Origin of the sequence: Erysipelatoclostridium sp. An173, from assembly GCF_002160495.1 — a bacterium.
GTDB classification, from domain to species: domain Bacteria; phylum Bacillota_I; class Bacilli_A; order Erysipelotrichales; family Coprobacillaceae; genus Thomasclavelia; species Thomasclavelia merdavium.
This window is the reverse complement of sequence record NZ_NFKR01000005.1, coordinates 92585-107243: the sequence shown is the minus strand read 5'-3', so window position 1 is coordinate 107243 and position 14659 is coordinate 92585. Positions and strand designations below refer to the sequence as shown.

The following is a 14659-nucleotide window of genomic DNA, read 5'->3' as shown; positions in this document are numbered from 1 at the left end:
ATGTTTTTTTAATTTTAATAAATATTTTTTTGTTAATTATTAATTTTTTATCATATAAAATATAGTAAAATTTACTAATCTCAACCGATAATTATTACTGATTTTTTTATTAAAAAAAATATTGTGATTATTTTATTTTAAATTAATCACAATATTTTATCTAAACATTATATTCTTTTAATATATATTCTTCTTTTGAATTATATGCATAAACAATATAACTTAAATTTACTAATAAAATAATAATAGCTAACCAAATACCATGAATAGAGTATATTCTACATGCAAAGCAAGAAAGTGCAACACCAATATGGAAACTTAATAATGTGCCACCAAAGAATTGTGCTTTTTTTAATTTTTCTTGTTTTTCCTCCAAATCATCTAATAATAAATATTCCATCAAAGAAACTACCGTTTGTTTAACATTATTTGTTGAAAAAATAGTTGAACTAACATAACCTAACGCTCCTTTAAATACACACCACTGAAATGCTGTTACAAAAAAGATGGGATATAAAGAAAGTAACGGGTCAACTGTCGCTGGTATCATACCAACAATCAAAACCGCTAGCAGTTCTAAAGCAATGCATAAATATTTAAGATTTATTTTTGACCGTTTTTCTAAATACACCGCAATAATAATTGCTCCTACATAAATCAACAAAGCCCCTAATCGTAAGCACATTTCTAAAATATCGTTTCCTAAAATACTATGTACCAATTCAATCAAATTTGCTGTTTGAGCCGAACCAAAAACAGCCATTCGACTAAAAATCGCATAGCCACCTAAAAAGCCACCACAAATAGCCATCAAAAAATGAGTCTTTACTTCAAACTTATCTTTTTTATCCATTTTTATATCGCTTCCTTTTTTTACCGAAGTTATTATAACACCAAATACAAAAAAGTGTAACTTAAAATATAGGAATATATTATTTTTAGATTCTTTAATAACGAATAGTTATTGAAGTAACATATTTAATAAATTCTTTACTATCGTTTGATAATTTAATAAAATAATAATAATAAATCATGATTTTAAAAAGATAGGAGGATCATATGAAATACTTAGTTTTAGATGTCGGTGGAAGTGCTATTAAATATGCCTTGATGAATGATGAATTAAAGATGCTCGAAAAAGGAAAAGTTCCTACTCCAAAAGATAGTTTAGAAAGTTTCAAAACTGCTATTAAAGACTTATATGACCAATACAAAGATCAAGTTGATGGTATTGCAATGTCATTACCTGGTTTAATTAATAAACAAACTAGAAAGATGCAGGTTCCTGGTGCTTTACTTTATAATCAAGATGCTTATATTTTAGAAGAACTACAATCAGTAACTACTAAAAAATTTACAATTGAAAACGACGCTAAATGTGCTGCTCTTTGTGAAGTAACATACGGTAGTTTAAAAGGCTGTGATGTTGGTGCTGTATGTATAATTGGAAGTGGTATCGGTGGTGGTATTACAATTGGTGATAAAGTATTTACCGGTACTCATGGATTTGCTGGCGAATTTAGCTATCTATCTGATGATTGGACAAAAATAAATGGCTTTGATGGTAAATGGGGTTCTGATTCAAGCGCTTTAAGACTTGTAAAAATGATTGGTCAAGCGGTTGGAAAAGAAGGCATTGAAGGTCCAGAAGCTTTTGAATACTGTAACCAAGGTAATGAAAAAGCTTTGGCTGCTTTAAAAGAATTTTGTGGTACTTTAGCTATGGGATTATTTAATATTCAAGCTGCTGTCGATCCCGAAAAAATCGCAATTGGTGGTGGAATTAGCCAACAACCTATTTTACATGAATATATTCAAAAGTCATTAGATGAAATCTATGAAAAAATGCCAATTCCAATTCCTAGAGTTCAAATTGTTCCATGTGCTTATTTTAATGATTCCAACTTAATTGGTGCTCTAGCAAATTATAAAAAAACATTTAATATAGAATAAAAACAAAGTATGGCCATTCAAGCCATACTTTTTTAATCATCAATATAATCTTCAAATGACCGAATACTATCAATATTACATTTTGCTTCTAATTGCTTAGAATGTCTAATAAAATATTTTTCAACCTCTAAACGATCCATTGTTGAAATAATATTATAAACACCTGCTGGATCATCAATTCTTAAATCCTTTTCTTTTAGCTTTTCTATACAACTCAAAACTTCACTTTGACTTCTAAACTCTAGAGTCCATTTATTATTCATAGTATAAATATTTAAATCATATAAATATTTTATTGTCTTACTAACTGCATATGCCGGTGTATAATTACCAATTGCAAGTGATAGTACAAGTTTATCAATATCCACAAATTTAAATTCTCGTTGTCTTAATTTTTGCTTATTAGCAGATTTTAAAACAATTTTATCATCTAAAATTTCAAGCTTAAAATTCGCTAATGCATGTAAATCAAATGGATTAATACTATTATGTTCGTTTCCATATTGACATTTAAATACTGTTTTCACCTTCATCACCTTTACAAAATCATTATTATAATATAGTTTTATTCAACTCCACTTCCAATATAACCATCATAAACACCTCAGTTACCAATGAATTATTTTTCTTATTTATATTATATCATATATTTTAAATAAAAAAAGATTACTGATAATTGTTTTATCAATAATCTCGATCATTTCTTATTACTAAAAAATTGTATAATTATATCAGGTAATTTAAATAAATATATTGTGTGTTATCATACGGGGTAAATGTTTTTATTTTTACCTGAAATAATTATATTAAAAATTAATTTGATGTCATTCCTTTATAATTCATATGATATAAAGTACAAAATCTTTCCATTGTATAATTACACAATGATAAAGTTTCTTTAGAAGGTGCGGCCCCTTGAATTACAAAATATAAATCCTTACCGCCTAAATCATTATTATCGACAATTGAATATAAACGATCTAACAATGCTCTTAAAGGCGCTGCCATTGAATACCAGTAAACAGGTGTTCCCATTACAAGTACATCAGCTTTACACATTTCTTGATAAATTTCTGCAAATTGATCATCAGGAAAATCTTGACCTAACGCATATAATTTATAATCAACTAAATCCAGTTGTTTATATGGTCGATCTTTTAATAACTTTTTTACCATTCTAGCAGTATTACCGTTTTTATTAGGACTAGCATTAACAAATAAAATATTTTTACTCATAATCATTACCTTCTTTCTTTTAGTAGTTAAAATATCTTTAAACCACTATCAACTTTACATCAATAATTATAGTTAGCAATCAAATAAAAGTACAATATCAATATTACATCATAGTATAATAAAATTGCATAGTAACTATAAACATCCACTTTAAACCATACTTTTAATTAATTCAAGCAAAGGTATTAAATAATGATTATCTACATAATTTACTTTTTGTCCTTCAATTTCTAATAAAGCCTTCATACCAGGTTCTAAAGAATCACGATCTTTATTTTTAAGGACTTTTTTCATTGTTTTACATAATGTCCGATCAACAAAACTTAATTTGCTTTCATCATAATTTCCCCGTCCATAAAATAAATCAATATTATTTAAATCCCCACTTAGATTTTGTCTTTCTATTTCTTCAAGCAATGCTGAGTCCTTTTTACTTAAACCAACCGCAAAAATAATTTTCTTCTTATCTTTAAAATTAGCAAAATATTTTTTTACTTCTTTTACAATTGTAATATTACCAGCATATATACCACTTACAAAAATTATTACATCATAAGATTTTTCATCTCCAGGATGATAATCTTTAATGTTCATAACTGTACTATCGAGCTCTTTTTTTAATAACTCTCCATATTGTTTACTTGCACCATATTTAGATTTATACAATATTAGTATCTTTTTCATTTTAGACCTCACTTATCATTCGCTATTTTTTCTTTTAAATTATTAATACCAGGATATAGTTTCATCATTAAAATGAATAATTGATTAATTTCTTCTTTAGTATAATTTGCAAATAAATACTTTAATTCTGCTTCAAACTTAACAAAATCATTATTAAAATAATCTTTCATTTTTTTCGTCGGTTCAATTAAAACACCCTTTGTTTTAAATTGATTAGATTTAATTTTAACAAACCCTTTTTTCTCTAATATCGTTGCTAGTTTTTTTACATTCTGCCTTGAACAACCTAATAATTCCCCTAACTGGGTTAATGTTAGCGGCTGGCTAGATTGCTTAATAAGCGTTAATAACATAAACTGTTTTAAAGTAATATCAGGAATATGTTGATCAAAAGTTGTTTGTAATTTATTAGTAACAATAAAAAGAGTATTAAAAATAGCTTTACATTGCTTTTCAGGTGTATCTGAAAATTTATTTATTAAATCATTTATTTCCATTCTATCCCTCTCTTTTTTTAGTAACAAGTTACTATAATTATAATAAAAAATCTATCATAATGATAGTTTTTGACATAAAATTAACTATTTTTAAACAATACCAAAGCAATAAATTCTAGTGGCTCATTACCAGTAGCATATATACTATGACCTTGACCATCATCTGTAAAAGTAACATCACCAGGATTTAAAATTGTTTCGTTACCATCTTCATCTACATATTTGGCTGTTCCTTTTAAAATATACATAGTTTCAGTAGTTCCAATATGCTGATGATAACCTAAACCACTACCTGGATTTAAAAAGCAATGATTAAAAGCCCGTCCTTTTTGATCTAACTCTTCTGGTCCATTTAAGATTTTCTTTAGCGTTAAAATACCTTCACCATTTTGTGGTTTTTCAATATTAACTATTTGTTGTTCTTCTTTTCTTCTTATCATTTTACATACCTCCACTATTAATTATTTTATATTAACATGTTCCTAAAAATAATTACAATTACCATTACTACAATTACAAAAGCTTCAAAATATAAAAGATAAACTAAATTATCCAAGAATGGTAATTGTTGTAATAAAAGACTAACATAAGGTGTTATAGCAACACCTAAATTATATCCAACAAGTATCAAAGAAGTAGCTAAACCTTTATTAGGAATATCTAAGCGATTTACACTATTAACTAAATATGGCAAAAACAATCTAAAGCCAAAACCAATTAGAAAACCACCAACATAACTAATCATGACATTATTAGCAACACCAATTAAAAGCAACGAAAATGCAATCAATAATATAGCAATAATTAAAGTATTTTTCTTTAATACTTTATAGACTTTACCAAAGATAAAACCAGATATCATTGAACCAAAGCCAACTAAGAGCAATACTAAACTACTATCGCTAGCATCACCATAACCATCTTCTATAATTATCGGTGTTGTTTTAATTCCCATAGTCATATAAAAAATTGCAATAATAAAAACTAAAATGACATATTTTACTAATGGAAAATAACTCTTTAATTGTTGTTTTTCTCTATGAGATTCTTTTTTATTAATTGTCGTGTTTTCAATCTTAGGAACAAAAAATAAAAACAAGAAAAAAACCGGTACTGCCAACAAATAAGAATAAAATGGTGCTTGCCAATTGATATTGATCAACTGACCTGCAATAAACGTAATAATCATTCCGCCAATTCCTTCATATGAGGCTTGTAAACCATAAAAAGCTGTTCTTTCATGACCTTCATAAAAATAATTAGCTAATATTACCAACAATGAATTAAACAATCCAATTTCAAAACCTAACAAAGCTCTAGAAACAACAATTAAATAAAAGTTATTAATTAGCGCTGGTATAAATCCACACACCATTACTAATCCTAATCCAATCATTATAGTTCGTTTAATTCCTAATTTATTTGCAATAAATGAACTCATTAATACTGATAACATCAAAAATAGTGAGGGTATTGTTGATAAAAGTTCAATAGTAGCTAATGGTATATCTGGAAACGCTGCTGCAATTTGTGGAATATTTGCATTAATCGCCGGTCCTGAAGCTACTAAAAGTGAAGCTGATAAAATCGATCCTTTTAATAATTTTTTCTTCATATTCTTCCCCTTACATATCTATCTTCACTTATTATTTTATCCAATACCCTCAAAATGTCTAATGCCTATTTTATACTTCACTAAAATGCTTAAAAAGCATTTTGGTAGCCAAAAAAGATATCAAATAACTTAATTATAATGTTGAACAATATTAATAAATTCAACTAGTGCATTTGACATCATTCCACCCTTTTTCCAAATTAAAGTAGAATAGGTATTTAAATATGGATAAACTGGTCGAAAACATAAATTAGAATGTTGACTAGAAACAGCACCACTTATAGAAAACGCTCGTCCTAAACCATTTTCAATCATTAAACTTACACTGCTAGTAGTATTAAAATATCCTTGAATATGAATTTTATCAATATCTTTTTCAATCCAGTTTTCAAATAATATTTGGATTTCTAATCGTTGGGGATAAAGTATTGAACTATTATATAGATGTTCTTTTGTTACGTATTGTTCATTAGCTAACGGATCATTTTTAGCCATAATTAATCCCCATTTTTCAACAATCGGTAATCGATAGCTTTCATATTTCCCAATATCTGCCGGCTCTAAAACAATCGCTGCATCTAATAATCCTTTATCGATATTCTCTTTGACATCATCAGCAATATTAGAATAAATATTTATTTTTACTTTAGGATATCTTTCGTTAAATATTTTAATATACCGTGGCAAAAGCTCGCTAGTTCCTTGACATTCAGCAATTCCAATCGATAAAACCCCTTCTAATTCTTTTTTCTTAGAAGAAATATTAATTTTAGTTAGATTAGCTAGATCAACTATTTCTATTGCTTTGTTTTTTAAACAGATTCCTTCTTCAGTTAGTATAATTGCGCCATTTTTCCTAACAAACAGCTTTACTCCTAACTCATCTTCCAAATCATGGATTTGTCTACTTAAAGTTGGTTGTGTTATATGTAAAATATTTGCCGCCCTTGTAATGTTTAACTCATTGGCTACAACTATAAAATATTTTAAAACTCTTAATTCCATTATATATGTCACCTCGCCTTGTCATTTTCTATTATTGTATCATATCTTTTTACAACAATATCATCAATTAATTGAAGTATCTAAAGCATATTGCTATAATTGAATATAATAAACAAGAATTGATGTAGGTGATGTGATGATTATTTTAATTACCGGTGCTTCGCATACTGGTAAAACTCTATTAGCACAAAAACTTCTTGAAAAATATAAATTTCCTTATTTTTCAATCGATCTTTTAAAAATGGGATTAATTCATAGTAAAAATACAACTTTAACCCCTGAAGATGATGATAAGTTACAAAACTATTTATGGCCTATTGTTTGTAAGATGATAAAAACAGCTATCGAAAATAAGCAGAATCTTATTATTGAAGGCTGTTATATTCCACCTAATTGGAATAAAAGTTTTTCAGAAAAATATTTGAATGAAATTCACTATTATTGCCTTATAATGAGTGAAAACTATATTAAAAATCATTTTTTCGATATTAAAAAATATGCTAATGTAATCGAAAAACGTCTTGATGATAGTTACTGTACCATTGAATCAGTTCTTCAAGATAATAATCGTTATCTTAAAATGTGTCAAAAATATAATTATAATTATATTTTAATTGACGATAACTACCAGATTGATATTAATTTATAAAGGAGTTACGGTATGTACGAACAAGAACTTTGGGAAAAATTTATCTCGACAAACAATATTAATAGCAATGAATATGACTCATGGAGTTTTGGTGGAGATGCTGATTTACTTGCTAAGCTGGTCATTAACGGTAAAAAAACTGCAACCTCTTCTTTATATCTTTTATATGAATTAGAAAATGAACCCTTACCAAAAAAGGATTCATACAATATTATTTTGAATTCCAAAAATGAAGCGGTATGCATTATCCAGACTAAAAAAGTTTATGTTACTCCTTTTAATAAAATTACCAAAGAACACGCCTATAAAGAAGGTGAAGGTGATAAATCCTTGGAGTATTGGCAAAAAATCCATGAAGACTTCTTTTCTAATTGTTTAAAAGAAATAAATTTAAAGTTTAGTGATGATATGGAAGTAGTGTGTGAAGAATTTGAGATGGTTTTTAAACCATAAATTTATTCATCAAATAAAATATAAAATGATAGAAAGGATTAGTTATGTTTAGAAAAATAAGAAGAACAAAAAGTGAAATATCAGTAGAAGAAGCAAAAATATTATTAAAAAATAACAAAAGAGCTGCTTTTTCAGTAAATGGTGACAATGGTTATCCATTTACGATCCCTATTAATTTTTATTACGATGAAAATGAAAATAAAATTTATTTTCATAGTGCTAAAAGTGGTCACAAAATTGATTCTATTAAAGCTAGTAATAAAGTCTGCTTTACAACTTGGGATGATGGTTATCTTGATGAGGGTGATTGGGCCTACCATGTATCAAGTTGTGTAGTTTATGGCCGAGCTATATTAGTAGAAGACCGTAAAATCACCGAAGAAAAAGTTAGAACTTTAGCAATGAAATATTATCCTACTACTAAAGAAGTTGAACAAGAAATCCAAAAAAGTATTGATAGAGTTCAATTAGTGGCTATTGAAATTGAACATATTTCAGGTAAAAAAGTTCATGAAAAATAACATTACTATATTTTTAAAGCAGTCATTGAATGACTGCTTTAATATCTAAAATCTATTTTAAAAATATCTCGATTGCTTCACTAACACTATCTACTTGATAATCAACTTGTTCTTTTAATTTTACAGGTGAATTTTTAAATGTATATGAAATATCAGCTTTTTCAAGCATTGTAAGATCATTATAAGAATCACCAATTCCTGCTATTTTAGAAATTTGATATTTTTGTTTTACTATTTTTAAAGCATTCCCCTTTGAACATTCTTTCATAACAATATCAATTGAATTTGTATTTTGAAAACCTTTTAACTTACTATATTTTTTATTAATTAAATCAGTATGTTTTTGAGCTGTTTCATCATCTTTAAAAACCAAAGAAATTCCATAGATTTTTTGTTCTTTTAATCTATCAATATTTTTAATAATTATTGTATTTTCATCAAGATCATTTTCTTTTTGTGATTTATAAACATTATTAGGATTATCTGTTTGAATAATAACTATTGCCTGATGATAATAGTTATTATAGATTTCTTGAATATACTTATAATTAATGCATTGTTCATAAATAATTTTTTTATTTTGATCTAATATCAATGCTCCACTAGAAATAATATAAAAATCCGGTTTAATCTGGTTATCAAACAAATTTACAACCCCACAATAAGGTCGACCACTACATAAACCAAATAAATTATCTTGATTTTGAAATTCTTTGATTGCATCAATATCACTTTTTTTAATTGGCGGATTTAAATAATGAAAAAATAATGTTCCATCAATATCACTTACAAATGCTTTATTCATAAAATCACCTCCTTTTGATTATAAACCAACTTATTTTAATTAGCAATTTCCTATTAAAAAAAGGATTTTTACTTTAATAAAAATCCTTTAAAAATATTATTATAATGCACCAACAATATTATGTGGCTGATATAATTCCTCTAAATATTCAATTTCTTCATCACTTAAAGTAACATCTAAAGCACTAATAGCTTCATCTAAATGTTTTACCTTAGTACCTCCAACAATTGGAACAACATTATCTTTTTGTAATAACCAGCTCATAGCTACTTGAGCCCTAGAAATTTGTTTACTTTCAGCAATTTCACCGACTCGTTTAACAATTGGATAATCAATTGTTTTACTCATATCATATTTTTCTTTAACTGTCTGATCGTATTTATCACGCAATGTATCACCATTCCAATCACGAGTTAAACGACCACCAGCTAAAGGTGAATATGGTGTTAATGGAATATTCATATCTTTGCATAATGGTATGAGTTCTCTTTCATCTTCCCGGTATAATAAATTATAGTGATTTTGCATAGATACAAATTTACTCCAGCCATTTTTCATTGCAATATACTGAGCTTTTTGAAATTGCCAGGCATACATTGCACTTGCACCGATATATCTTACTTTACCCATTCTTACTAAATCATTTAAGGCTGCCATCGTTTCTTCAAGTGGCGTATTATAATCAAAACGATGAATGATATACAAATCAATATAATCTAATTGTAATCTTCTTAAAGAATCTTCAACCGCTTGAAAAATATGCTTTCTTGAAAGTCCACGTCCATTTAAACTATTATCGACTGGATAAAAAACTTTAGTAGCAATTACTAACTCATCACGATTACCATATTGTTTAATTGCTTCTCCTAAAATTTCTTCACTCTCTCCTTGACTATAAACATTAGCAGTATCAAAAAAGTTAATTCCTGAATCTAGTGCATGTTTAATATATTCAATACCTTCTTGCTTATCTAAATGCCATGGATATTTATCCTTAGCACCTAAATTCATACAGCCAACACAAATTTTCGATACTTCTAACCCCGTATTTTGTAGTTTAACGTATTTCATAATTATTTCTCCATTTGATAGATTTCTCCAGGTGCTAATACCTGGATACGTTCAGGATTAACAACACGGTCAAGCAAATCTTCAGGATTACCATTAAAAGGCGTCATCGATGGTGCATCAACACTGCCCCAATGAATACAAATTAAATCAGCATTAGGGTATGTATTAGCCAATTTAATTGCTCCATCTAAAGTTATATGCCAATCATTATCAGCAAAATCAAACAAGATCACATCAGGATCAGGCATATTTAAATGAACTTCTAATAATTTAGAATCACCAGGTAACCAGATTATTCCATCGCTAGTTTCCATCCAGAAACCACAATAATCTTCTTCTTTCCATTCTCTAAAATTATATTTTGATGAACCGTTTTGCCAATTATGTCTAGCTGGTGTTAATGTAATTTTAATATCATTAACATTGAAAGTTTCATTTATATCATGTCCAATACCTGGTATTCCTTCTTTAACCATTTCACCAGCTACATAATGAGGAGCATGATATGATTTACATACTGATAATACATCTTTACATGTTGGTCGACTAAAATGGTCATTATCAATATGAGTAACCAGATATGCATCTAAAGAAGCAACTTCATCGGGAGTAATTGGATTTTCATATAATAAAGGCATATCAAATCCTTCTAATACTGGATCGATCATAATATTAGTACCACGACTATTGATCATAATTCCCGCACCGCCTAACCAGCGAATTTGCGTATTTGTAATCTTTTTAAAAGCTTCCTTACCAAAATGAATTGTTTTTGGAGCTACCGCTTGTCCATTTTCATTTTTATAAATTTTTCTCATAATCATACCTGCCTTTCCTGTACACCTATATTTTACTTTAATAACATCATTTATACAATTTACCAAAAAGAAAAAAAGTCTATAAATTGACTTTTTCATTAAAACGTCTATTACTTATATGGATTCCCTTTAGTTTGACCATCAGCAAATAACTTATCCATGCCCACACTTCTTAAATCAGTAATTAATCTAGCCATTTCTTCACAACTAGCCGGCATATCGGATAATATCCAGGAAATAGTCATTGAACTAGAGGCCGTTGCATGGTATTCAGTTGCAAAACGCAATGTATCAGGCATTGGCTTATCACCGTATAATTTTTGATGAAATTCTAAATCAAATTGTTTACAATGATCAAAAATATAATCTTTTAAACAATTTTGTCCTTCCATTAATAAAGCCTGTTTCATAAAATTATGATACTTTTTCATTCTTTTAAATGTATCAACCATTGAATGATAGAAATCCATTTCTTTAGTAGGATCATCAAATTTAGGAATAATTCGATTTAAATAAATATAAACAATTAAATCATTTTTATCTAAAAAATGATTATAAAAAGATTGTTTTGAAATATGAGTATAATCTAATAATTGTTTAATTTTTATTGATTCTAAACGTTGCTGCTCAAGTAGTTCTAATAAGCCATCAGCAAGAATTTCTTTTACATTAATTGCCATTTTCATCACTCTTTTCTAGCAATATTGTAATATATTTATAAACACTTTTCTATTATATAATTAATATTTTTACTATATTTAAATCATTATAAACTTACTACAATATATCTATTAAACGATTTATCCAACCATTTTTTTCGTTTATGATAATATATTCATTTTACAAAAGAATAATATGTTTATTTACCAGCAAATAAATTACCATCATTTCACATCATTATTCTATCGTAGTAACATTGACTTTCAAATCCAACTTATTATAATGATAATTGTACGAAATCTAAAAAGATAGATGAGATTTCGACAAAATTAAATAGCTTTCCCATTATTCATCAAAGGACTGATTCACCGCAGTGATGTAGTAAAAAAGTTTTACTCAGTTTGAAGAAGATGTCGGGTGCGCCCGGTTATTATTATGATAACCAGGCGCTTTTTTTGTTTAAGGAGGTAACAAAATGAAAGCAAGTACTAAACTAGCACTCTTACAAACAAGATTAAGAAAACTAGAGGTCAGAAAAAAGAATAATTATGGAGTGCAAAAAAAAATACGTTGTTAAATTAATAAATTGCAACAAGAATTAATATAAAATATCATTAAACTATGAATTTAATAACTCATGTGGAGCATAAAATTATGCTCCTTTTTTATTTGATAGTCTGTCAATGAAACATTTATTTTATCAATAAATAAAAACAGATTACTTAAATTTTTTTCTTGCAATCTGTTTTAAAACATGACTAATTTATTTTTCTTTTATTATACCATTTCGATAAGCAAATAGTAACTCCTTTAAATCTTGTAATTGTCTTGATAATTCCTTTCCCACATCACAATCTCGATTTTTAATTCTAGAATTAGTTTCCATAATTTCTACTTCAGGCGTTAAACACATCAAACCATCTTTAGCCAAATCATGATATGGTAAATGTTTAGCTAACTGCAAATGTTGAGAATCAAAAATTAATGTATATCCAGCGGTACCTGTTTTAGAATGATATGATTTAGAAATGCCACCATCGATGACATATAATCTACCATTAGCCTTAACTGGTTTTTCACCAGCAACTGTTTTTACTGGCATATGTCCATTAATAATATGACCTGTATTACTATCTAAATTAAAACATTTTAAAATCATCTTACAAGTCTGCTCTTGTTCGATCCATTTATAATATGAATCCTTTATTTCATTTATAAGCTTACTTTCTTGAATAAAATACTTTTCAAATAGTGCTAACTTACTTTTTCCAAATAACGGTGAATTCTTGCCACACCATAAGTACCACATTAAATCAATTGCATCTTGATTATTTTGATAATACGCAAGATTTATTTTTTCTTCAAATTTATCTAACAGTTCTTTTCCTTGATAATCTTTTCCATCAACATTGACTTTTCGTAATTTTCCAAATTTATCTAATGGAATACAGCCATGAAACAATAAGTTTCCATTTATAATTTTATACATATTTCCATAACGATATAAATATTCAATATGTTGTTGAAGTCTTTTACTATGAGTAAATGAAGCAGTTAAAATTTTCATTAATTGTTCTTCTTTTTCGGTTAATTTTAATGGTTCGTTGTAATCAACTGTTGGAAAATAATTATCACTTAATTGATATATTTGATTTTGAAAATTAACTATTTTGTTGTCAAAATCAATTTGTTTTAACCAGATCTGGTGATTCATCTGATATTCAGGATGATTTTCAATCAATCGACCTTCAAGCTTTAATTGGATAATGGTAATTGCTTTATGCATCTTAGCCGTTAATTTTACATTAACCTGATCATAAAGATTATCATCTAGCTGGTGCGGATAAAACTTCAGACAATCATCATCTTGATAAACTTCTCTAGCAAATTCACTTAATGGTCTTAAATTGATTCCATAACCATCTTCCAATAAATCAAAATTGTTGTAACTTAAAGCAATTCTAATTACATTAGCAATTAAAACCTGGTTTCCACAAGCTGCTCCCATCCATGATATATCGTGATTTCCCCATTGAATATCGACTTGATCATATTGCATTAATTCATCAATAATCAAATCTGGTCGAGGACCACGATCAAAAATATCACCAATAATATGAATGTTATCAATGCAAATATCTCGAATAAATTGACATAATGCAATAATAAAAGATTTCGCATTATCAATCATTATAATATTAGAGATTATATCATGGTAATATTCATTAATATATTGATCATTATGACAGCTTAGCATTTCTGTAATAACATAACTATATTGTTTTGGTAGTTTTTTAGATACTTTCGAACGGGTATATTTTGATGAACAAAATTTTGCTAAAGCTATTAAATAATAAATAGTCAGCTCATACCATTGATCATCAGGATTAATTTTTTCCAGCTGTTCTTTAGGATAGTATATTAAATGCGCTAATTGTTGTCTTTGGATTAGTGATAACTGTTTTTCAAATAATAAATCAATTTTATTTTTTATTACTCCAGAAGCACTCTTTAACAAGTGGATAAACGCTAAATGTTCACCATGTAAATCACTAAAGAAAAACTCTGTTCCTTTAGGTAATGATAAAATAGTTCCTAAATTCATTATTTCCGCTGTAACTTCATCAATATTTCGATATTTTTCAGCTAATAATTCTAAATATCTTGTTTCCATCTTTTCTCCTTATTTAAT

17 protein-coding genes are annotated in these 14659 nt (G+C 27.4%); 4 read left to right on the top strand and 13 right to left on the bottom strand.

The window, feature by feature from the left end:
- Positions 1-160 precede the first annotated feature (160 nt).
- Positions 161-853 (bottom strand): YoaK family protein, encoded by a 693-nt coding sequence (locus tag B5F09_RS03765; protein WP_087371783.1) that lies wholly within the window; start codon positions 851-853, stop codon positions 161-163.
- Positions 854-1059: 206 nt separating this feature from the next.
- Here B5F09_RS03765 and B5F09_RS03760 point away from each other — a divergent pair, with 206 nt between their 5' ends.
- On the top strand, positions 1060-1953 hold the full coding sequence (locus B5F09_RS03760; RefSeq protein ID WP_087371780.1) for an ROK family protein: 894 nt from the start codon (positions 1060-1062) through the stop codon (positions 1951-1953).
- A 32-nt stretch (positions 1954-1985) separates the two neighbouring features.
- Here the strand turns inward: B5F09_RS03760 and B5F09_RS03755 are convergent, their stop codons facing one another.
- The 7 genes from B5F09_RS03755 to B5F09_RS03725 form a co-directional block, all read right to left on the bottom strand.
- Complete coding sequence (locus B5F09_RS03755) at positions 1986-2480, bottom strand: hypothetical protein (protein ID WP_087371777.1); 495 nt, start codon at positions 2478-2480, stop codon at positions 1986-1988.
- Positions 2481-2766: 286 nt separating this feature from the next.
- Positions 2767-3189 carry a flavodoxin family protein gene (locus B5F09_RS03750; RefSeq protein ID WP_087371774.1) on the bottom strand — a complete coding sequence of 141 codons (423 nt, stop codon included), beginning with the start codon at positions 3187-3189 and terminating at the stop codon, positions 2767-2769.
- 150 nt (positions 3190-3339) lie between these two features.
- Entirely contained in the window at positions 3340-3873 is a 534-nt protein-coding gene (locus B5F09_RS03745) for a flavodoxin domain-containing protein (RefSeq protein ID WP_087371771.1), read from the bottom strand.
- 8 nt (positions 3874-3881) lie between these two features.
- Entirely contained in the window at positions 3882-4370 is a 489-nt protein-coding gene (locus tag B5F09_RS03740) for a MarR family winged helix-turn-helix transcriptional regulator (RefSeq protein ID WP_087371768.1), read from the bottom strand.
- Between the two features lie 80 nt (positions 4371-4450).
- On the bottom strand, positions 4451-4810 hold the full coding sequence (locus B5F09_RS03735; RefSeq protein WP_087299869.1) for a cupin domain-containing protein: 360 nt from the start codon (positions 4808-4810) through the stop codon (positions 4451-4453).
- Positions 4811-4836: 26 nt separating this feature from the next.
- Positions 4837-5985 (bottom strand): MFS transporter, encoded by a 1149-nt coding sequence (locus tag B5F09_RS03730; protein ID WP_087371765.1) that lies wholly within the window; start codon positions 5983-5985, stop codon positions 4837-4839.
- A gap of 129 nt (positions 5986-6114) precedes the next feature.
- Positions 6115-6990, bottom strand: coding sequence for a LysR family transcriptional regulator (locus tag B5F09_RS03725; protein ID WP_087371762.1), 876 nt, complete (start codon positions 6988-6990; stop codon positions 6115-6117).
- A gap of 136 nt (positions 6991-7126) precedes the next feature.
- On the opposite strand from B5F09_RS03725, the gene B5F09_RS03720 reads away from it, so the two are divergent.
- From B5F09_RS03720 to B5F09_RS03710, 3 genes are read left to right on the top strand one after another with little or no spacing between them, the layout of a single operon-like run.
- On the top strand, positions 7127-7639 hold the full coding sequence (locus tag B5F09_RS03720) for an adenylate kinase (RefSeq protein ID WP_087371760.1): 513 nt from the start codon (positions 7127-7129) through the stop codon (positions 7637-7639).
- Positions 7640-7651: 12 nt separating this feature from the next.
- Positions 7652-8092, top strand: coding sequence for an ASCH domain-containing protein (locus B5F09_RS03715; RefSeq protein ID WP_087371757.1), 441 nt, complete (start codon positions 7652-7654; stop codon positions 8090-8092).
- A 44-nt stretch (positions 8093-8136) separates the two neighbouring features.
- The gene (locus B5F09_RS03710) at positions 8137-8613 is read left to right on the top strand and encodes a pyridoxamine 5'-phosphate oxidase family protein (protein WP_087371753.1); all 477 of its coding nucleotides are present in this window, start codon (positions 8137-8139) and stop codon (positions 8611-8613) included.
- A gap of 52 nt (positions 8614-8665) precedes the next feature.
- On the opposite strand, the gene B5F09_RS03705 is transcribed toward B5F09_RS03710, so the two are convergent.
- The 5 genes from B5F09_RS03705 to B5F09_RS03685 all read right to left on the bottom strand — a co-directional run bounded on the left by B5F09_RS03705 (position 8666) and on the right by B5F09_RS03685 (position 14641).
- Positions 8666-9418: an HAD-IIB family hydrolase gene (locus B5F09_RS03705; protein WP_087371750.1), complete on the bottom strand. Its 753-nt coding sequence runs from the start codon at positions 9416-9418 to the stop codon at positions 8666-8668.
- Positions 9419-9517: 99 nt separating this feature from the next.
- Positions 9518-10489 carry an aldo/keto reductase gene (locus B5F09_RS03700; RefSeq protein WP_087371747.1) on the bottom strand — a complete coding sequence of 324 codons (972 nt, stop codon included), beginning with the start codon at positions 10487-10489 and terminating at the stop codon, positions 9518-9520.
- A 2-nt stretch (positions 10490-10491) separates the two neighbouring features.
- Positions 10492-11307, bottom strand: a complete 816-nt coding sequence (locus tag B5F09_RS03695; RefSeq protein ID WP_087371744.1) for an MBL fold metallo-hydrolase — start codon at positions 11305-11307, stop codon at positions 10492-10494.
- Positions 11308-11417: 110 nt separating this feature from the next.
- A complete protein-coding gene (locus B5F09_RS03690) occupies positions 11418-11987 on the bottom strand; it encodes a TetR-like C-terminal domain-containing protein (RefSeq protein WP_087299887.1) in 570 nt (189 codons plus the stop codon).
- A gap of 743 nt (positions 11988-12730) precedes the next feature.
- Positions 12731-14641 carry a fructose-1,6-bisphosphatase gene (locus B5F09_RS03685; RefSeq protein ID WP_087371741.1) on the bottom strand — a complete coding sequence of 637 codons (1911 nt, stop codon included), beginning with the start codon at positions 14639-14641 and terminating at the stop codon, positions 12731-12733.
- Positions 14642-14659 lie beyond the last annotated feature (18 nt).

Bases quoted from the DNA above. Each gene is read 5' to 3' on its own strand.
- B5F09_RS03750 (WP_087371774.1), bottom strand. From the start codon at position 3,189: ATGAGTAAAAATATTTTATTTGTTAATGCTAGTCCTAATAAAAACGGT.
- B5F09_RS03765 (WP_087371783.1), bottom strand. From the start codon at position 853: ATGGATAAAAAAGATAAGTTTGAAGTAAAGACTCATTTTTTGATGGCT.
- B5F09_RS03705 (WP_087371750.1), bottom strand. From the start codon at position 9,418: ATGAATAAAGCATTTGTAAGTGATATTGATGGAACATTATTTTTTCAT.
- B5F09_RS03745 (WP_087371771.1), bottom strand. From the start codon at position 3,873: ATGAAAAAGATACTAATATTGTATAAATCTAAATATGGTGCAAGTAAA.
- B5F09_RS03695 (WP_087371744.1), bottom strand. From the start codon at position 11,307: ATGAGAAAAATTTATAAAAATGAAAATGGACAAGCGGTAGCTCCAAAA.
- B5F09_RS03735 (WP_087299869.1), bottom strand. From the start codon at position 4,810: ATGATAAGAAGAAAAGAAGAACAACAAATAGTTAATATTGAAAAACCA.
- B5F09_RS03710 (WP_087371753.1), top strand. From the start codon at position 8,137: ATGTTTAGAAAAATAAGAAGAACAAAAAGTGAAATATCAGTAGAAGAA.
- B5F09_RS03700 (WP_087371747.1), bottom strand. From the start codon at position 10,489: ATGAAATACGTTAAACTACAAAATACGGGGTTAGAAGTATCGAAAATT.
- B5F09_RS03685 (WP_087371741.1), bottom strand. From the start codon at position 14,641: ATGGAAACAAGATATTTAGAATTATTAGCTGAAAAATATCGAAATATT.
- B5F09_RS03690 (WP_087299887.1), bottom strand. From the start codon at position 11,987: ATGGCAATTAATGTAAAAGAAATTCTTGCTGATGGCTTATTAGAACTA.
- B5F09_RS03715 (WP_087371757.1), top strand. From the start codon at position 7,652: ATGTACGAACAAGAACTTTGGGAAAAATTTATCTCGACAAACAATATT.
- B5F09_RS03725 (WP_087371762.1), bottom strand. From the start codon at position 6,990: ATGGAATTAAGAGTTTTAAAATATTTTATAGTTGTAGCCAATGAGTTA.
- B5F09_RS03730 (WP_087371765.1), bottom strand. From the start codon at position 5,985: ATGAAGAAAAAATTATTAAAAGGATCGATTTTATCAGCTTCACTTTTA.
- B5F09_RS03760 (WP_087371780.1), top strand. From the start codon at position 1,060: ATGAAATACTTAGTTTTAGATGTCGGTGGAAGTGCTATTAAATATGCC.
- B5F09_RS03740 (WP_087371768.1), bottom strand. From the start codon at position 4,370: ATGGAAATAAATGATTTAATAAATAAATTTTCAGATACACCTGAAAAG.
- B5F09_RS03720 (WP_087371760.1), top strand. From the start codon at position 7,127: ATGATTATTTTAATTACCGGTGCTTCGCATACTGGTAAAACTCTATTA.